Genomic DNA, 18,158 nt, shown 5'->3' with positions numbered 1-18,158 from the left:
GATAAAACACCATCATGACTTCTAAACAGATGAAGCGGCTCATTCTCATTCTGATCGTGCTTGTCATCATCACCATCGCTTTAGTCTGGGGATTCAAACCGAATTTAAGTGGGGAGAGTACCGTATCGACTTCTGTTGCAGCCTCTGGCATGCCTATGAATCAGTCGCAGTCTGCCACACACACTGCGATCACCGCGAAACGACAAACCAGTGCTGAACTGCTCAAAGCCAGTCAACAGCGTCGCCCGCAGTATCGCTTCGATGCGCAGCGTTTAGCCGAAGCCCTACATCAGCAAGTGATCATGCAGCGCAGCGATGCCAAAACAGTTGTTCAGCATTTTGCGTTGTTAAACGACACGCAGTTGAAAGATGGACGATCTTTTGTACAGTACGATCCGTATACCATTGAAGGTAAATTTGTCGGCGACCATATCAAGATTGATATTCCAAACACCGGGCGCTCTTACGATGGGACGATCACGGATGTTGAGAAGGTCGATGACGATATTGTCCGCTGGCGTGGGGATCTGGATGGTGTGAATGGGCAGATGTCGAACTTTACCGTGACCCAGACCATGAAGGATCAGTACGCGATTGCGGTCTTTCATACCCCGACAGGCGAGTACATCATGGAAAGCAAAAATGGCTATGGTTGGGTGACCACCGGTTCAGCAGAGACGCTGAATGATGAGATGAAAGAACACGCACATTGATCAGTGATACCAAGGGCGACCCTTCATCGGTCGCCTTGGTGGGCGCATAGCGTTCAGGAGGCATAGCCCAAGGTCTGCAACACCACATGTCCAATCAGAAAACCCATCACCACGGTGCCACCAATCAGTCCTGACCATTGGCTAAGCCAGCGGTTCAGGCGGTTTTGCGGGATGTCGTCAAAGTCGTTCATGCGAAGCACTCCTTGGTGTGTTGTTGATGTTGTTCAAAATCATGGATGCGTTGTAGCGTCTGTGCGGCATGCGCAGTAATGTGGTGGCGCAGCATGATGAGGTCAGTAGCTTTAAACGTGGCTTTGCAATTCGCGCTAGCGACATGGGTGACATAGGCGGTGAGGCGTGTCACACGATGAATCGAAGCAATCCGGCAGGTGTTTAGTCCTGTCATACGGTTGTGGCGGACTTGGTAGCGCTGCCCCAAGTGCTCAATGTCAGAGATGCGGATATAGTGATTGAGGATTTTCATTCGTCTACTCCTGATGTTGAATTGCTCTGCATGAAGTCGTCGTATTCGTTTTCCTGTGTGGTACTGATGGTGGCTGTCAGCCCTATCATCCATGCTTCTTTAGCCTCGATGATTTGTCCTGTGCGCCAGTGCACGACTGCGTAGCCTGCGCAGTCCTCAAGAGAGCGCTGTAAGCAGATCGTCTGGGAATTTTGTTCACTCATCGGATCGAAGTACCAAGTGGTTAAATCCACTTGCGTAAGCCTTGGAAATGCATTCATAATTTCCTCTCTAGCGTATCTACCTACAAGGGACACCTAGAGCCGCCCCCTCTGTTTTGACGGACAGAGGGGGCGTTTTTGTTTGTGCGATGATATTGGTCTCTAGACAATAAGTTTACTAAAGGAAACTTAAAAGGTCAAGAAATAGTTTCTTGTGGGAAACTTAAATAAAATGGAGATGCTTGCTCGAAAAGGCTAGTGTGCGGATGAACGCGCACTTTAGTTTGCGGTTACTCAACCACTGAGGATCGTGATCAGTGAATATTGCCCGTTCATGCCATTGATCGGTGCTTTATCTGCACGTGTAATGAAATTGCAATTTTTAGGTTAAATAATAACCACCCCAAAATGCGAAGAATGCTTGAGGTGTGTGATGGCTAACTTCAAACTCCCGATCCCTACGCTCTCATGTCCACAGTGTGGCAGTTCTGCTTTTCACCAAGGGCGCTGTGCTGCGTGTCATTACTCGACACCGATTGCGATCAAACAACGCAGGCTAAAGATTGCCGAGCAATTAAGAGATGAGAAGTCCAAACTGGCGCATTATCAAAAAGCGATGATGTGATGGCAACAGACGGTCTTCAAACCGAAGTCTGCAGACGATCGGTATTGGGTTGTTTGTGTTTTACCGCTTAGAGAATTTCAGGCAAAAAAAAGCCCCTTTGCTGGGGGCAGGTTCAAGCACTTGTGGCATGCTGGACCAAAATGCCGGGATTTTTAAATCGGCAAAGTAATTGTATCAATATAACGTTAACTAATTCACATTTATAACTATTATTTTGACTATTTGATCAAATATAGTTCGATTTATTCGTTTTATGGTGTGCTCGGCGCCAAATGCATGAGAAGGGCTTAAGCAGAGCAAGAGCCCTACTTATGCTCAATGACTGTTTGGATTGTTGGGCAGGCGAAACCACTTCATCATTCTCAAACGTGAAAGAGTGAATGTCTGTTCAAAGCAAATGTTTGAATGGTTTGCTATTTTTGATCATTATCTAATTCTGCCTCGCCACTGGCCACCCAACCATAGCCATTTTTACTTTCCATAATGAATTCACCTTGCGGTGTGTGAAAGACGGCGATCGCATATTGATCCTTCATGGTTTGGGTCACGGTGAAGTTCGACATCTGCCCGTTTACACCATCCAGATCCCCACGCCAGCGCACGATATCATCATCCACTTGCTCGACATCGGTCATTTTGCCGTCATAGGATTTTCCAGTATTAGGGATGTCGATTTTGATGTGATCTCCGACAAACTTTGCTTCGACAATATAAGGATCGTATTGCACAAAGCGACGCCCATCTTTTTGCTGCTTTTCGTTTAGGAGCGGAAAATGTTGTGCAACGGTTTGTGCATCACTGTTTTGCATAATCTTTTGTTGATTTGCGGCTGTGGCTAGACGGTTCTCATCCAGATGAAACTGACTCCGGCGCTGTTGACTGGCTTTAAGCAGGTCACTAAAAGAGCGTTTAGCATTGGTGGGTTCTACTGAAGATGGAGTGCCCGTCGTTGCTGCTACTGATGATGTCGTCGTAGATTGGTTTAATGTTTCGGCGTGGTTTGAGGTGGGTTTAAAGATCACGATTAAAATTGCGATGATGATCGCCAACGCGCTGATCAGAATTAAAAGCTTAATCTTTTTAGAAGCCATAGTTTAAATATTGCATGAGAAAGGCGGTCTGGACTACCAGACGGGATTGAGGACAGTTGCGGCACATGATTGCTTGGAGGGGCAATCATGTGTCACATAGCGGTTACTGGTGTTATGGCAGGGTATAGGTCAACTGATTATGAAAGTTAGATACTGTTTCTGAGCGTTCATTGAATACTCTTGAGGCATCTACTTGGTTCTCAATACCCAGACGCACACCATATTGCGGACTATATATATTCGGACTTGAGTAAAAGGGCAGGCTATTACCACCCATGATCGTACTTCCCAGCGGGTGAGCAAAGCCATAGGCCAAATAATGGCTCGCCGCCGATTCTTCTAGGGGAGCATTGTGGTGTGAGCCTAGGATATGACCAAACTCATGGCGTAAGACAGTCGCGGGTTCTAATAAATTCGCTGCGATATAGGCCGACTTTGCGTCAGCCCGTGTATAAGCCCACCCACCGCCAGATTCTGTGCCGAAGTATGAGGTGACGTCGGCCTTAACGCGTTGACGCTCATTGTAAATGGTCGCATCGTTTTTCTCGATTCCAAGCGCGGTGTTCAGCTGGTGGTCCGATACGGATAAGTCACGCTGAAAGAGTTCGCCGACTTGTTTAACATAGTAATTCAAACGATTGTTTTCAGACGCTTCATTGGTGAGGCGAAACTCTTCCAGCATTTTAAGTTTGGCAGCAGTTTCACCGAGCGCCGTCAATGTCGCGCCATTGTAGGTCAGGAGCAGGGTGATAATGCGTGTTTCGCGCTGCCATTGATGTTGCGCGGTATAGATGAAACGCACATTTTCACCCGTATTGACTTTTTCAGAGAGTTGGCTGGACACCACATTCACTGATTCTGGCGCGGTGTTACGAAGTACCACGCGATCGCCTTCTTGTGCTTGTAGGGGGAGCTGCAAGGTGGATTGCCAGTTGCTATCAGCGGCCTTGACTTCAGTAAGGGGCGCGGTTGGTGTGGGCAGTTGACCTTGCGCTACATCTTTGAGTTGGAATGTTCGGGTGGGTGCCGATTGTACGATCCAGTAGTTTTTATCCGCAATATAGCGAAACTCATACTGATCACCACGTTTAACGTTTAAGGTTGCCGATGTATTGGTGTGAGCATTGTTAATCTGCACATTTTGATCGGTTGCTGATTTGATGATCACCTGATCACGATCATTGGCACTGACGGGAAGGTTAATTTCGCCGGAGTCCTGATCGGTAACGGTGACTTCATTGATCGGAGCGGTCAGCGTTGTTGCCGTCTGATTTGCCAGTGCGGCTGGGCTGAGTTTGCGGATTGGAGTCAACTCGGGCACCCATTGACTTAAAGCAGTCACATAGCGGAAATAGTAGCGATCGCCTGTTTTGACTGTAAAGCTACTCGGGAACAAGACGTTCTGTGGATTAATCTTGCTTGCCCAAGTTGCAGACGATTGCACACTGACAAACTGTCCGTCTGCTGCCGATGCAGGTAGGGTGACGAGAGGAACCCAGTTGGCATCTGCCAGCTTATAGGTGGATAGAACATCCTTGCTGGTAGGGACAGGTATCACCGCACCATTGGTATTTGGCGTGTAGACTGTACTCTCTACCTGCCATTTTCCTAAAGACTGACTAAAAGTGAAATTAACAGTACTGCCTGCTTTGACCTTAATCTGCGCCACAGGGAGATCTGAACGCGTCGTATCAATTTGGCTCTCATAACTTGCTGATGATGTGATGGCAAGTTTGGCACCATCTTTGGCCGTGAGGGGCAGCGTTATATTGGGTACCCAATTGCCGTCGCCGAGCTGGAAAATGAGGTCGTCATAACCACTGGGAATTTGGCCCCCATTACCGTTGTTGGTATTCGGCGTTAAGGTTGTTGCCGCAAACACCATGGTGGTGAAGCAGCCTGTTGCGAGTGCGGTAAACGCAAATTTTTTCATTTGACCGTCCGGTAAAAAATAATATGTAGTCGTACAGTACCTAATGCGTTGTTGTATTGAAAGTAACGATTAATCAGCATTAAGTTCTCTAAAAGTGAATAGGTAGACAGGTCGGTCTTGTTGTTATTTTTATGAGACGGGTGGTGAGTTGATTTTTTAATCATAAACTTGATTCAAAAGGCGTTTTTTCATCATTTGTTACCATTTGGTTTTTATGATTCTTTGAATTAAATTTATTTTTTAGGGTATGGTGTAGGGGTGTCTCTGGCCTGAGAGGTGCTTATTCTCTACGCCTATGATGATTCTGATTTTGGGTCACTCTATCGATTTGGTCCCGTTATTTTTTAAAGAAGTTGTATTAGTCATTGGTGTGATTCGGGCAATTTGTTTATTTAAAGTGATTATTAATTGCCATTAAATTCTTTAAAGTGAATATATGAAGATCAATCAACTCCAGTTATTTTGTTCTGTGGTCGAAGAAGGAACCATCAAGGCAGCTGCTGATAAGAACTTTTGTGTACCGTCGAATATCACGACGCGGATTCAAGAGCTTGAGGATGAGCTTGGCGTTCAATTATTTACCCGGGAAAAAAATCGCTTATATGTGACGCCCAAAGGGCGGCTGCTCTATCAGAGTGCACAGCGTATTTTTAAAGATTGGGCCGATACCGAAAAGCTGGTTCAGGAGAAGGGTGGCGGTGCACTGCGCGTCGGCTGTCTCGACGTGGCGTTAATCAGTCATCTGCCGGCGAAGGTCGCCCGTTATCGACAACTGAAAAAGCATATCTCCCTTGAATTAATCCGTGGACCGACATTGGCTTTGGAAAAAAGGGTCATCTACCATGAGTTGGATATGGCCATTACCGATGGCCCGATTGAGCACCCGTTACTGGATTGCCGATTTGCCTTTCGTGAGTCATTGGTGCTGATTACGCCTAAAGAGATTACCCAGTTTTCCCCCGACATCTTGAGTGATTATGATTTCCTGTCCTTTAGTGATGATAGTCTGTATCGGATCAAAGCCTTGGAGTGGCTCGCTAGTCATCAGAAGCAACCAAAAAAAATACTGGAAATGAATTACTTCGCGGTGATTTTAGCCTGTGTCGAAGCGGGAACCGGCATTTCGTGTTTTCCGCTGTCCTTGATCGAAAAAAGTGTTTTTAGTCAGCAATATAACGTCAATATTCATCATATTCCCGAGCTTGCGACGGTGGATTTATATTTTATCTGGAAGAAGAATCAGTTGAATGCTGAGATCGAAGATTTCATGGATATTATTATTGCCGAACCTGATCCTACTGAGCAGGTGTTGTGTACCTTGTGAGACTGGAATCGGCATAAAAAAAAGCTCACAGCGAGGGGAGCGTGTGAGCGAATTCTTGCCCCCAATAGGTAGGAAGATGGACAAGACATCTTCTTTTTACCATTAAAAATGTGAACTGGTTATCATTTTTAATGAATTGTTACGTTTTGGATAAACATATATCGTTTTAAGCGGATACCGCGATTTAAGTGGTTGCCATATTGGCTTTGATCTGTGCAATGCACTCCGGAAACAAGCGGCTAATCCGGGTTAGATCGCGAATCATGGCGATTTGTGGCCATGTAGCCTGCTCGCCGAGACGAATATAGTGCGCAAGTCTTTCGGGTGTTGGGTTGGTGACGACTTTGAGGTAAGCAGCGGGCTGAAATGGGAACTGGATATTGATGTCTCCCAGATAGCTTTGTGCAGCGATGGCATGGGCGTGACTCAGCAGCGGACTCAGCGGGGTTTTGTTAAAGATATGGCGACCGATGTCCAGCAGTTCGGCACTGCCAACGTGGATGACCGAGGACAGCACTTGTTTGCCCAGCGCTCGCACACCACGATGATTGCGATGGGTAATAAACGGAATGATATGGGGGTTGGCTTGGCTAATGATGGTCTGATTGACGTTATGCAGGCGGGCCAAGCGCTCACGCGGGAGATCGCCATGCACGGAGCCGTCTATCCAAGTTTCAGTACTCATATAGGGGATTTTGCGCCCATCCTTACCCCGTGCATATAAGGTGACTGGCGGATAGAGCAGCGGCACGGCACACGACGCAAGCACGGCGTATTCTACCAGCACATCGGGTGCAGTCAGGTAGTTGAGTACGCGCGGTTTTTGGTGGGTGCGGGTTGGGGAGACACTGATATTCAGTACCCGTCCGCTCTTGGCATAGGCTTCGGCAAAGGTGACACTGCCGACGTTAACACGGATATGTTCAAGCAATTGCTGTTCATCCATGGCGCTGTGCTGTTTGCGCATGGCCTGTGGCCGCCGCCAGCGCAGAGCATCGCGATGGATCTCATAGACTTGAGTTTTAAAGAACTCGGCCAGTTCCTCATCCGTGCGATTGCACATCCCGGCGGCGATGATCGCGCCCATACTGGAACCGACCAACACCTTGGGCAGAAGATTCTGCTCAAACAGCGCTTTGACCACCCCCAGATGATAAATCCCAAACGTCGCACCGCCGCTTAGCATCAATGCGGGGCAGCCGTAGATTCGTGCAGCTTGTTCAAACAGGGCTAGCTTCTGCTGTTCAGACATTTGGGGAATGGGTTGCTCGGACAAGCTACGCATCACGTGCTCCACTTCGTCCAGATATTCGCTGACAATCTGTTTAGTCCCTGAACGGGCATAGAGATACAGTTCGGGATTATTCAACTCGCCCAGATGACGATACACGCTCTCTTGCAGCAAGGTCGCAAGGCCACCCAAATCTTGATGCTCAATCATCGAACGCATCTGCTGGATATGCTCACGCATCAAGCGCTCATGGCAAAACGCGGAGGCATCGCTACTGCGCCAATCCATTAATCCATCTCGCGTATCTAATTCTTGGGCTATGCCGAGCCATTCCTGATAGCTGCTGGCATGGGCAAGTGCCTGATCCAGTTCACGGCGTTTGGGGTGTAGCGGCATGTGGATGTCCTGTGGGATTAACCGTGGCGTTGATGGTCAAGTCGTCAAACCTGGGCTGAGTTTAGCAAGCGCAGATGTCAAAGCAAGCGGGTTTTAAAGGGACACTAATGCTGCATGTTGTCGCATGACCGCTGCCCACCAATCGAGGCAATGATCGGGCACGGCGTGCTCAGATCGGTGTGCTCGCATTCATGCAGCAATTCAGTCAGTACGGTTTCCATACGCTGTAGGTCGCTGATCTTGGTGCGAATCTGCGTCAGGCGTGCAGCGGTAATGGACTGGATGGATTCCCGCTGATTGCCATGTAATGACAATAAATCGGAAATTTCATCCAGACTAAAGCCAAGCTCTTGCGCGCGTTTAATAAAGCGAATGCGTTCGATCAACGCGACTGGATATTGACGATAGCCCTCTGTTTTCTCAGGGGTGGGTAGCAGGTCGCGGCTTTGATAATAGCGAATGGTTTCGATGCCGACATGAGCGGCTTTGGCCAGTTTGCCGATGGTGGTGGTTTGCATAGGATGATTTCCAAACAAAGGCTTGACTCTGGGGTTAACTACAGGGTTTAGGCTAGCACAGTTGATTCATTTTGGATATCGCTATGACGCATTCTCCCGATGCCGCACCAGAGGCAAAACCCGCTTTAGAGACTGAACCCCGGTCGTGTTGTGGGGGCAAAGCCCATTCAGTTGTGGTGCCAGTGCAAGGGCAGGATGTAGATCAGGTGCAGTATGATGTGCATGGTCATGAAGATCATCACGACCATCATCATGACCACCAGCCCAAGGGCGCTGCACCCGTTGCGTCTTCGTGCTGCGGCGGCGGTGCGGGATCGCAAGACACGATCTCAGCCAGTGAGCTTGACCCCGTCTGCGGCATGACGGTGAGTCCTGATTCGCCGCATCAGTATGTCTATCAGGATCACCGCTATCATTTTTGCAGTGGTCATTGCTTACAGAAATTTAAGGCGACTCCTGAGCAGTATTTGGCAGGGCCCCCCGCGAAGTCGGCAACCTTTACACCTGTGGCAGGCACGGTTTATACCTGTCCGATGCACCCTGAAATTCGGCAGGATCATCCGGGCGCGTGTCCGAAATGCGGCATGGCATTGGAACCGGAAATGCCGAGTCTTGACGACGAAGAGTCGCATGAGTTGGTCGATTTTCGTCGTCGTTTTTGGTGGACGCTGCCGCTGACTCTGGTGGTGTTTGTTTTGGCGATGTTTGGCGATATGGTCGATGTGATCAATCCGCTGCTGCGGCACTGGGTCGAGTTTGTGTTGGCGACGCCAGTCGTACTCTGGGCGGGTTTGCCGTTCTTTGTGCGCGGGGTGCAGTCGATTATCCATCGCAGCCCCAATATGTGGACGCTGATCAGTATCGGCACAGGTGCGGCTTACTTGTATAGCGTGGTGGCGATCTTGGCGCCGCAAGTGTTTCCGATGGCGTTCAAGATGATGGACGGTCATGTCGCCGTCTACTTTGAGGCGGCGGCAGTGATCATTAGTCTAACCCTGCTCGGGCAATTGCTGGAGCTTAAAGCACGCTCACAAACCTCTGCGGCGATCAAGTCGCTGTTGGGTCTAACCCCCAAAACTGCACGCCGCATTCTGGCTGATGGGCAGGAGGAGGATGTGCCGCTGGATCAGGTACAGGTTGGCGATCTGCTGCGGGTACGCCCCGGTGAGCAGGTGCCGGTTGATGGCGTTGTGGTGAGTGGCGGAGGCAGTATTGATGAGTCGATGATTACCGGAGAGCCTGTGCCTGTGCATAAGCAAACGGGAGATCGGGTGGTGGGCGCGACACAGAATCAGACCGGTGCGCTGACCATCCGTGCTGAGCGGGTGGGTGCAGAGACGTTGCTGGCGCAGATCGTGCAGATGGTGGCCGAAGCGCAGCGCTCCAAAGCGCCGATGCAGCGTATGGCGGATCGGGTTGCGGGTTATTTTGTGGTGACGGTGGTGGCGGTTGCGCTGATCACGTTCTTGGCGTGGGGGGTGTTTGGCGGCGAATCGGGTTGGGTCTATGGGCTATTGAATGCAGTGGCGGTGCTGATCATTGCTTGTCCTTGTGCATTGGGTTTGGCCACGCCAATGTCAATCATGGTGGCGACGGGACGCTCGGCGAAGCAGGGCATTCTGTTTCGTGATGCCAGCGCGATTGAGTCGCTGCGCACAGTGGATACCTTGATCGTGGATAAAACCGGAACGTTGACCGAAGGGCGTCCGCGTTTTGATCAGGTTGTGGCGGCAGAGGGTTATCGGGATGCACAGGTGTTGCAGTGGGCGGCAAGTCTGGATCAGGGCAGTGAACATCCCTTAGCGGTGGCGATTGTGCAGGCGGCGACTGCGCAGCAACTGCCTTTGGCGGAGGTTGTGCACTTTGATTCATTGACCGGACTTGGGGTGAAAGGTGAGATTGCGGGGCAGCTTTATTACTTGGGCAATGCCACGCTGATGCACCAACAACAGATTGAGGTACAGTCGCTTGAGTCACGGGCAGAAACGCTGCGCGCACAAGGGGCGAGCGTGATGTATTTGGCGACGGAGACTCAGTTGCTAGGGATTCTGTCAGTGAGTGACCCGATCAAAGTGACGAGCAGAGATGCACTCGCTGCGCTGGCAAAATCCCACATCAACGTCATCATGGCAACAGGGGACGGGCAGGCAACGGCGCAGTATGTGGCAGGGCAATTGGGTATTACGCAGTTCTACGGCGAGGTGCGTCCAGAAGACAAGCTGGCGCTGGTGAAAAAGCTGCAAGCTGCGGGGCAGGTGGTGGCGATGGCAGGTGATGGCATCAATGATGCGCCTGCCTTGGCTCAGGCGAATGTCGGGATTGCGATGGGTACGGGTACGGATGTTGCCGTGAATAGCGCGCAGGTGACGCTGATCAAGGGCGATCTACGCGGCATTGCGATTGCTCGCGCGATTTCACAGGCCACGGTCGATAATATGAAGCAGAATTTGGGCTTTGCCTTCTTGTACAACATACTCGGAATTCCGCTAGCGGCGGGGATATTGTTTCCCATTACTGGTTGGTTACTCTCACCGATGATTGCGGCGCTGGCGATGAGTTTAAGTTCGGCATCAGTAATCAGTAATGCACTGCGGCTGCGTGGTCAAGCGTTAACGTCTTAGTACGGTGTTGCGTAACAGGGGAAGCGTTGATTCGCCTTCAGCATAAAGCGAGTCTACAGCGTTGTTTCTCATTCACTGAAGTGCTTAGCGTTATGCCTTGACGATCATGCAAGCGAGTTCTACATTGATCTGAGCCGCATTGATATTTCTAGGGAGTAGGTCATGGAAGAAGTTCTGATTGTGGGTGCTGGCCCAACCGGTCTGACGCTGGCACTGTGGCTCACAAAACAGGGTGTCAACGTTCGGATTATTGATAAAAGTACAGGGCCCGGAGAGACATCGCGGGCCATGGCGGTGCATGCACGTACCCTCGAGCTCTATCGCCAGCTTGATCTGACCGATGCTGTCATCGCCGCTGGACATAAAAATCCTGCGGTCAATATGTGGGTACGTGGCAAACACAAGGCGCAGCTCTCCTTAGGCGACGCCGGTGCGGATATTTCACCGTATCCGTTCGTGCTCGTCTACCCGCAGGATCAACACGAACGTCTGCTGGTGGAGCGCTTAAGTCTACTCGGGGTGACGGTCGAAAGGAGCGTAGAGTGCCTTGCCATTGAGGATAAGGGCGATGGTGTGAGTGCACGTTTGCGTCTGCCTGACGGCAGCGAGCAGATCTGCACGGCGCGTTATCTGGCGGGCTGTGATGGCGCGCGATCCACAATCCGGCATGCGCTGGGTAGCGACTTTGCAGGCGGGACGTATCAGCATGTGTTTTATGTGGCGGATGTCGAGGTAGAGGGCTTGGAACCTGCTGGTGAATTGCACGTTGCTTTTGACAAGGGCGACTTTGTGCTGTTGATGTCCTATGGTCATGGCAATCAATATCGACTGATTGGCACCGTCAAAGATGAGCGCGCGGAACATGCTGAGAAGCTGGTGTTTGATGATGTGAGTAATGATGCGATTCGTGGTTTGGGGATTCAGATCACCAAGGTCAATTGGTTCTCGACCTACCATGTCCACCACCGCGTCGCATCCAATTTCCGTGAGGGGCGTGTCTTTTTACTGGGTGATGCCGCGCACGTGCATAGTCCGGTGGGCGGGCAAGGGATGAATACGGGGATTCATGATGCCATCAATCTGGCGTGGAAGCTGGCGGCGGCTTTGAAAGCGCAAGCGTCTGGTGGTGTTGATCGTGGTGTGGAGAGCGGCTTGGAGAATAGCCTACTCGATAGCTATGGTATCGAACGCCGTGCCTTTGCATTGCGGCTGGTCAATACCACAGACCGGGTGTTTACCGTGGTCACTGCGGAAAGTCATTTGGCCGATTTTGTGAAGGACCATATTGCACAGCTGATCATGAACACGGCATCCAAAATTGGGAGCGCGCGTGAGCTGATGTTTCGGCTGGTTTCGCAGACCATGATGAACTATCACGAGAGTCCTTTGAGCGAAGGCAAAGCGGGCGCAGTTCAAGGCGGTGACCGCTTGCCGTGGGTCGCCTTAGAAGGGTCTGACAACTATGCGTCCTTGTCGCATATCGGCTGGCAAGTTCATGTCTATGGCACGGTGACGCCCGAGATCTACGCGTGGTGCGAACTGCACGGTGTGCCCTTGCATCTGTTTGATTGGACAGAGGAGCATGACAAAGCCGGTTTGACCGAGGATGCGCTTTACTTGCTGCGACCCGATACGTTTGTGGCCTTGGTCGATCCGCAAGCATCGACAACTACGTTGAGCCACTATTTTTCCTCTAGGAATTATGCGGTGAGTTAAATCAGGTGTTGAACGGCTCATGGGGCTGCGGTGTCTAGACGCCGCTGAGCTTCCCACAGTCACCGCTATGGATTTTTGCCAATCTGCGTGCAGCATCCAAATTTTGTGATATGAAGTAGGGTGTTTAGGTGAGGGTACTCACATGCAGCCTTGTTATCCCATTGAAGTTATTTGAAGTCATCGAAAAAAGGTAAGGTATGAGTCATCAACTTTCAAGACGTCAGTTTGTGCAAGGCGTCGCTGTCACAGGCATTGCTGTGAGTACGGGCGTCTGGGCCAAGTCTGAACGGGCGGCTGCGCTGATTGGCGATGTGCCGCATCTTCAAGGCAATAGCTTTGACTTGATTGTGGATGAAGCCAGCGTCAACTATACGGGCAAAACGCGTATGGCGACGGTGGTCAATGGCAGTCTGCCAGCACCGATCCTGCACTTTAAGGAAGGTGAGACGGTCACAATTCGTGTGACCAATCGCCTGAATGAACCCACGTCGATTCATTGGCATGGTTTGCTGTTGCCTTATCAGATGGACGGTGTGCCCGGCATCAGCTTTGAGGGGATTCCTCCCAATACCACCTTTACCTATCAGTTTCCGATTCTGCAAAGCGGCACCTACTGGTATCACTCCCACTCGGGCTTTCAGGAGCAAACGGGTCTGATGGGAGCGATTGTGATTGAGCCCCGTGAGGGTGAGACGATCAAGGTGGATCGTGATCATGTGATTCTGCTCTCAGACTGGACCGATGCCGATCCGATGGGGCTGATCAGCAAACTCAAGATGGAGTCGGGTTTTGATAACTATCAGCAGCCGACTGCCGTGCAGTTCTTTGCTGATGTGCGTAAACATGGCTGGTCCAAAGCCGTGGCAGATCGCAAGATGTGGAACCAGATGCGCATGATGCCGACAGACTTCACGGATCTGTCTGCCCATACTTATACCTACCTGATGAATGGCAGCAATCCGGCGTCGAATTGGACGGGGCTGTTTAAGAGGGGTGACAAGGTACGGCTGCGCTTTATCAATGGCAGTGCGCAGACCATCTTTGATATCCGTATTCCCGGTTTGAAACTCACCGTGATCGGCAGTGATGGGCAGTTGGTTGATCCCGTGACGGTGGATGAGTTTCGCATAGGGGTCGCGGAAACCTATGATGTGCTGGTTGAGCCTGCGGAAGATGCCTATACCATTTTTGCCCAGAACATCGACCGCTCGGGTTATGCCTGCGGCACGCTGGCGGTGCGGGCGGGATTAAAGGCGCCGATTCCTGCGCTGGATAAAATCCAGTGGCTGAGTCATGCCGATATGATGGGGGATATGTGGGGTTCGGCAACTTCGAATAAAGCCATGGCGCGCCATGCCAGTACCGAATATGGTTCCAGCACGGATATGCATGTCGATATGCCGCGTACTAATCTTGATGATGCGGGCGTCAATTTGCGTGGCAATGGTCGTCGTGTGCTGACCTATGCCGATCTACACTCGATTGGATTGGCAAAATCAGAACAGATCGAACCGACGCGCGAGATCGAGATGCATCTGACGGGCAATATGGAGCGCTATATCTGGGGCTTTGATGGACTGACCTTTCATGAGTCGAAGCCGGTGCGGCTGGGCAAAGGCGAACGGGTGCGGATATCGTTGGTCAATGACACGATGATGAATCATCCGATGCATCTGCATGGGATGTGGAGTGATCTGCGTGCGCCTAGCGGCGACTTCCAAGTACGTAAACACACGATCATTGTGCAGCCGGCGCAGAAGATTTCCTTTGATGTGACGGGCGAGGCGGGGCGCTGGGCATGGCATTGTCACTTGCTCTACCACATGGAGTCGGGGATGTTTCGTGAAGTGGTGGTGGACTGACTTATGAATACAATTGCAAATAAGACCACTGCTAAGATCACGAAGAGCATGACGACGATGACCCACCAGACTTCCCATCGCATTCTGCCCAAGTTGCTGACTCTAAGCCTCAGTATGCTGAGTGTTTCCGTCTGGGCGGCGGGCATGGATCATAGCCAGATGGATATGAGTCATATGGATATGTCGATGCCGGGCATGGACATGAGTGCGCCCGCTCAAGTCAAGCCAGTGCTTAAAAAGCCTGCCAGCAAAAAAATGCCCCCTAGCAAAGCCAAGACTTCCGGTCATGTCGAAGCCCATGTTCACAAACACGAGGTTCATGCTGCGCCTGAAGCTAAACCTGCGATGGATATGTCGAAGATGGATCATGGCAGCATGGATATGAGTGGTGATATGGACATGTCCGATATGGATATGGCGCATGAGCAAAAGCCAAAGTCTGCAACATCTAAGGCTGAACCCTCGACGCATGATATGGCGCATATGGACATGTCTAAAGATCACGGTGCTGACGATATGAAGGGCATGGACATGGGCGGCATGGCGATGCCAGCGACCGTTCACGGTACGATGGATCATGCTGATCATAGCCAGATGAATATGAGTGGCATGGGCGGTATGCGTATGGGCTCCATGCAAGGTGGCTCAGCCCCTGCTGATGCGCGTAGTCCAGACTACTCGCAAGGGCGTGACTTTGGGCCGATTGCTCCGCCACATATGATGGGCGCGGGCACCATGGCCAATTTGTTGATCAATCAACTGGAAGTGGGACACGATTTTAGACAAGATCATGACAAGACCATTACCAACTACGATGTCGATGCATGGGTCGGCACGGATTGGAACCGCTTAGCGCTCAAAGCCGAAGGGTCAACCTCCAACGGTGATCTGGAGGATGCCCGTACTGAGCTGCTGTGGCGACGTCCAGTCGGTGTCTTTTGGAATAGCGAGTTAGGCGTGCGTCAAGACAGCGGTGCGGGCAAAGATCGCACGTGGCTGGCGCTCGGGCTACAAGGGATTTCTCCCTACTGGGTGGATTTAAGCGGTACGGTATATGTGGGTGACTCGGGACGCGCGGCACTGCGTCTTGAAGCAACCTATGACTGGCGCATTACGCAGCGTTTGATCTTGCAGCCCACGCTTGAGACCAATATTTATAGCAAGAATGATCCTGCACGGGATATCGGTCAAGGGGTGAGTGACCTGCAAGCGGGTCTGCGGCTGCGCTATGACATTACCCGTGAGTTTGCGCCGTATGTCGGGGTGCAGACGGAGCAGCGCTATGACAAGACTGCGGCGTATGCGCGTGCGAAAGGCGAGTCGGCCAGTCAGACCATGGCTGTGGCTGGGGTGAGGCTGTGGTTTTGAGTGAGGTGTGAAAAAATGCCCGTGCGTTTGGCGGCATGGGCATTGATGATATGAAAGAGTTTGATTCACGTTGTCATCTATTTTAGATAGGCGTGATTCAAACTCTGATGAGATACTGGCTTATTGCCAAGTGGGCTGACTACCCACATAGTGATAAAGGCTCAAGTCATTGAAGCTACCAAAACCAGTGGTGGCATCCCAGCCTTTTTTGGCCGCGAAGCTGGGGTAACCTGTATAGCCGTTATTGCCGGTTGTGACATCGTGCAGACCGGCGGTGGTGGCGGTTGGGAAGTATTTATAGAAATTGGTAATCGGGAAGCCCAGTGCATTGTTGTGACCACTTTCGATTCGTGACCAGAGACCGACAAAGATCGGAGAAGCAAGGCTGGTACCGCCGACGCCATACTGGCTACCATGGTAATAGATGATCGCGCCTGAAGCGCCTGAGGCATCAAAGGCTATATCTGGAATTGCACGATAGGTACTGCCAGTCAAACTGCTGGGCTGCCATGAAGGCGCAGGTTCGTAAGCACTGTTACCACCGCCTGTGGACCAGATCCGGTTTGCACCTAGGTTTTGATCCCATGATAAACCTTCATTCCAAGTGGTTTCGCTGGCATAGGTGGTTGCGCCGATGGTGGAGAGTTCAGTACCCCCTACCGAGACGACATAGGGAGAAGTGGCAGGAAGAGAGACAGAAGTATGGCTGACGGGTGCGCCACCTGCGTCTTCATAGGCGCCCGCATCACCCGCAGATGCCGAGAAGGTAATGCCTTGCAAGACACCTTGCTTAAAAATCACATTTTCAGCATTGCGATAGGTTTCATCTCCTTCCGGTTCACCAAAGGACATGTTGACCACTTTGACTTTGTTGTCGGTCACGACTTTGTTCATAGCCAGTAAGATATTGTTGTTGGTCGGGATGTCAGAGGCATTATAAAAAATGATGCCTTTGACCAGACCGCCAGATGCCCCGACGATGGCCTGACTGTCAAGCTGCCATTCTAGATCGTTGACGGTGTGGGATGCGGTGCCAACATTGACGACGGTGACTGGGATTTGTGCCAGATTATGTTGAGTGGTGAGCAGGTTAAGGTCGGCTGCAACGTCATCGACATTACCCCAAGAGATCACGCCCACCGTGGTGCGCCAGGCTTGGTACAGATAGTTTGGGGTATTACCATAAATGATGCCGAAGTCCAATGGATCATGCAGTCCAACCACTGGCGTGGTGGTGTTGGGTTTGATGACATCGGCTGCGACTTGGCTTGCAGATGCTTTAGCGACAGCAGCATTGGAAACAACGTGATGGTAGGTGTGTGCGGTGACTGCGGTTTGTAGACCGAGTACACCATCGACGATATTGCTCAGTGATTTAGGAACTTGAGCATCGCTGGTATTGACATACACATTGCGGCCAGCTTTTTGGTAGCCTTTGAGCGTGGTGTTAAAGGCGTTTTTGACACCCGCTGCAGTTCCTGTTGCTGTGATAAATAAGCGGTTCGGCGAAACGGTGATGTCGCTATAGCCCGCCTTGCGTAAGTGTGCGATGACTTTGGCGATGTCTTGCTGGGTGGCGCCGTAGTTGTTGGCAAACTGTTCTGGGGTCAGGAACTGACGGGCTCCACCAGATTGAGTAAAGGCGACTTGTTGGTCGAGTTGGGCTTCATTATGAGGTTTGAGCGCAACAGTGATGGAGACTTTTTCGGTGATGGCAGTTGCTGTGCTTGTGGGTTTGGCATCCCCTGCAACTCTGGCGATGCTTGATTCGTGGAAAGCCTTGGTCTTGGTGGAGACCCAAGGTTCTGCGCTCGCTGAAGCGTGTGCTGCAAGTGTGGTGAGCGCAAAGGATAATGCAGTAAGAACAAATGCCACTCGGCGAACTTGGGTGTGGCTTTGATGTTTTAAACGATCCATATTCTTCTCCAAATTATAAAGGGGGATTTATCTTTAAACATTATCATGAGTGAAATTGCTAAAGATGAGCCGACCTTACGACAAATAAAATAATAAAGGAAGAAAATGGATTTTGAGGTTGTAGTGATAAATTAAAAATAATGAGAACTGATTATCTAA

The 18,158-nt window shown here is 50.9% G+C and carries 15 protein-coding genes; 7 read left to right on the top strand and 8 right to left on the bottom strand.

Annotated features, from left to right (window positions below; all coding sequences use genetic code 11):
- Nucleotides 1-14 precede the first annotated feature (14 nt).
- Nucleotides 15-713, top strand: coding sequence for a metalloprotease secretion chaperone CpaB (gene cpaB, locus HYN46_RS14615; protein WP_114900072.1), 699 nt, complete (start codon nucleotides 15-17; stop codon nucleotides 711-713).
- A 53-nt stretch (nucleotides 714-766) separates the two neighbouring features.
- Here the strand turns inward: cpaB (HYN46_RS14615) and HYN46_RS17360 are convergent, their stop codons facing one another.
- The 3 genes from HYN46_RS17360 to HYN46_RS14605 are packed head-to-tail and all read right to left on the bottom strand — an operon-like array spanning nucleotide 767 to nucleotide 1,400.
- A complete protein-coding gene (locus HYN46_RS17360; RefSeq protein ID WP_162818236.1) occupies nucleotides 767-904 on the bottom strand; it encodes a hypothetical protein in 138 nt (45 codons plus the stop codon).
- Nucleotides 901-1,197 (bottom strand): hypothetical protein, encoded by a 297-nt coding sequence (locus HYN46_RS14610; RefSeq protein WP_114900071.1) that lies wholly within the window; start codon nucleotides 1,195-1,197, stop codon nucleotides 901-903. The genes HYN46_RS17360 and HYN46_RS14610 overlap by 4 nt, the downstream gene beginning before the upstream one ends.
- Nucleotides 1,194-1,400, bottom strand: coding sequence for a hypothetical protein (locus tag HYN46_RS14605; RefSeq protein WP_162818235.1), 207 nt, complete (start codon nucleotides 1,398-1,400; stop codon nucleotides 1,194-1,196). Before HYN46_RS14605 ends, HYN46_RS14610 begins: the two co-directional genes overlap by 4 nt.
- A 430-nt stretch (nucleotides 1,401-1,830) precedes the next feature.
- Between HYN46_RS14605 and HYN46_RS14600 the strand changes: the two genes are divergently transcribed.
- Nucleotides 1,831-2,022, top strand: a complete 192-nt coding sequence (locus HYN46_RS14600; RefSeq protein WP_114900069.1) for a hypothetical protein — start codon at nucleotides 1,831-1,833, stop codon at nucleotides 2,020-2,022.
- Between the two features lie 413 nt (nucleotides 2,023-2,435).
- Here HYN46_RS14600 and cpaB (HYN46_RS14595) read toward each other — a convergent pair whose 3' ends face one another.
- On the bottom strand, nucleotides 2,436-3,113 hold the full coding sequence (gene cpaB, locus HYN46_RS14595; RefSeq protein WP_114900068.1) for a metalloprotease secretion chaperone CpaB: 678 nt from the start codon (nucleotides 3,111-3,113) through the stop codon (nucleotides 2,436-2,438).
- 112 nt (nucleotides 3,114-3,225) lie between these two features.
- The gene (locus tag HYN46_RS14590; protein WP_114900067.1) at nucleotides 3,226-5,046 is read right to left on the bottom strand and encodes a metallopeptidase; all 1,821 of its coding nucleotides are present in this window, start codon (nucleotides 5,044-5,046) and stop codon (nucleotides 3,226-3,228) included.
- Between the two features lie 436 nt (nucleotides 5,047-5,482).
- On the opposite strand from HYN46_RS14590, the gene HYN46_RS14585 reads away from it, so the two are divergent.
- The gene (locus tag HYN46_RS14585; RefSeq protein ID WP_114900066.1) at nucleotides 5,483-6,370 is read left to right on the top strand and encodes a LysR family transcriptional regulator; all 888 of its coding nucleotides are present in this window, start codon (nucleotides 5,483-5,485) and stop codon (nucleotides 6,368-6,370) included.
- Nucleotides 6,371-6,554: 184 nt separating this feature from the next.
- On the opposite strand, the gene HYN46_RS14580 is transcribed toward HYN46_RS14585, so the two are convergent.
- Both HYN46_RS14580 and HYN46_RS14575 read right to left on the bottom strand, forming a co-directional pair.
- Nucleotides 6,555-7,997 (bottom strand): DUF3336 domain-containing protein, encoded by a 1,443-nt coding sequence (locus HYN46_RS14580; protein WP_114900065.1) that lies wholly within the window; start codon nucleotides 7,995-7,997, stop codon nucleotides 6,555-6,557.
- Between the two features lie 104 nt (nucleotides 7,998-8,101).
- Nucleotides 8,102-8,515 carry a MerR family transcriptional regulator gene (locus HYN46_RS14575; protein ID WP_114900064.1) on the bottom strand — a complete coding sequence of 138 codons (414 nt, stop codon included), beginning with the start codon at nucleotides 8,513-8,515 and terminating at the stop codon, nucleotides 8,102-8,104.
- A gap of 83 nt (nucleotides 8,516-8,598) precedes the next feature.
- Between HYN46_RS14575 and HYN46_RS14570 the strand changes: the two genes are divergently transcribed.
- The 4 genes from HYN46_RS14570 to HYN46_RS14555 all read left to right on the top strand — a co-directional run bounded on the left by HYN46_RS14570 (nucleotide 8,599) and on the right by HYN46_RS14555 (nucleotide 16,082).
- The gene (locus tag HYN46_RS14570; RefSeq protein ID WP_114900063.1) at nucleotides 8,599-11,136 is read left to right on the top strand and encodes a heavy metal translocating P-type ATPase; all 2,538 of its coding nucleotides are present in this window, start codon (nucleotides 8,599-8,601) and stop codon (nucleotides 11,134-11,136) included.
- 162 nt (nucleotides 11,137-11,298) lie between these two features.
- Nucleotides 11,299-12,852: an FAD-dependent oxidoreductase gene (locus HYN46_RS14565; RefSeq protein WP_114900062.1), complete on the top strand. Its 1,554-nt coding sequence runs from the start codon at nucleotides 11,299-11,301 to the stop codon at nucleotides 12,850-12,852.
- A 197-nt stretch (nucleotides 12,853-13,049) separates the two neighbouring features.
- Complete coding sequence (locus HYN46_RS14560; protein ID WP_114900061.1) at nucleotides 13,050-14,714, top strand: copper resistance system multicopper oxidase; 1,665 nt, start codon at nucleotides 13,050-13,052, stop codon at nucleotides 14,712-14,714.
- Between the two features lie 3 nt (nucleotides 14,715-14,717).
- Complete coding sequence (locus HYN46_RS14555) at nucleotides 14,718-16,082, top strand: copper resistance protein B (protein WP_114900060.1); 1,365 nt, start codon at nucleotides 14,718-14,720, stop codon at nucleotides 16,080-16,082.
- A gap of 120 nt (nucleotides 16,083-16,202) precedes the next feature.
- Here the strand turns inward: HYN46_RS14555 and HYN46_RS14550 are convergent, their stop codons facing one another.
- Nucleotides 16,203-17,999: a S53 family peptidase gene (locus HYN46_RS14550; protein WP_114900059.1), complete on the bottom strand. Its 1,797-nt coding sequence runs from the start codon at nucleotides 17,997-17,999 to the stop codon at nucleotides 16,203-16,205.
- Nucleotides 18,000-18,158: the final 159 nt, after the last annotated feature.

The organism is Aquirhabdus parva, from assembly GCF_003351745.1.
Lineage (GTDB): Bacteria > Pseudomonadota > Gammaproteobacteria > Pseudomonadales > Moraxellaceae > Aquirhabdus > Aquirhabdus parva.
Note: the sequence above shows the minus strand (reverse complement) of the source record. Positions and strands in the feature narration are given on the sequence as shown.

Excerpts from the sequence above, each read along its gene's own strand:
- cpaB (WP_114900072.1), top strand. The coding sequence starts at position 15 with ATGACTTCTAAACAGATGAAGCGGCTCATTCTCATTCTGATCGTGCTT.
- HYN46_RS17360 (WP_162818236.1), bottom strand. The coding sequence starts at position 904 with ATGAACGACTTTGACGACATCCCGCAAAACCGCCTGAACCGCTGGCTT.
- HYN46_RS14610 (WP_114900071.1), bottom strand. The coding sequence starts at position 1,197 with ATGAAAATCCTCAATCACTATATCCGCATCTCTGACATTGAGCACTTG.
- HYN46_RS14605 (WP_162818235.1), bottom strand. The coding sequence starts at position 1,400 with ATGAGTGAACAAAATTCCCAGACGATCTGCTTACAGCGCTCTCTTGAG.
- HYN46_RS14600 (WP_114900069.1), top strand. The coding sequence starts at position 1,831 with ATGGCTAACTTCAAACTCCCGATCCCTACGCTCTCATGTCCACAGTGT.
- cpaB (WP_114900068.1), bottom strand. The coding sequence starts at position 3,113 with ATGGCTTCTAAAAAGATTAAGCTTTTAATTCTGATCAGCGCGTTGGCG.
- HYN46_RS14590 (WP_114900067.1), bottom strand. The coding sequence starts at position 5,046 with ATGAAAAAATTTGCGTTTACCGCACTCGCAACAGGCTGCTTCACCACC.
- HYN46_RS14585 (WP_114900066.1), top strand. The coding sequence starts at position 5,483 with ATGAAGATCAATCAACTCCAGTTATTTTGTTCTGTGGTCGAAGAAGGA.
- HYN46_RS14580 (WP_114900065.1), bottom strand. The coding sequence starts at position 7,997 with ATGCCGCTACACCCCAAACGCCGTGAACTGGATCAGGCACTTGCCCAT.
- HYN46_RS14575 (WP_114900064.1), bottom strand. The coding sequence starts at position 8,515 with ATGCAAACCACCACCATCGGCAAACTGGCCAAAGCCGCTCATGTCGGC.
- HYN46_RS14570 (WP_114900063.1), top strand. The coding sequence starts at position 8,599 with ATGACGCATTCTCCCGATGCCGCACCAGAGGCAAAACCCGCTTTAGAG.
- HYN46_RS14565 (WP_114900062.1), top strand. The coding sequence starts at position 11,299 with ATGGAAGAAGTTCTGATTGTGGGTGCTGGCCCAACCGGTCTGACGCTG.
- HYN46_RS14560 (WP_114900061.1), top strand. The coding sequence starts at position 13,050 with ATGAGTCATCAACTTTCAAGACGTCAGTTTGTGCAAGGCGTCGCTGTC.
- HYN46_RS14555 (WP_114900060.1), top strand. The coding sequence starts at position 14,718 with ATGAATACAATTGCAAATAAGACCACTGCTAAGATCACGAAGAGCATG.
- HYN46_RS14550 (WP_114900059.1), bottom strand. The coding sequence starts at position 17,999 with ATGGATCGTTTAAAACATCAAAGCCACACCCAAGTTCGCCGAGTGGCA.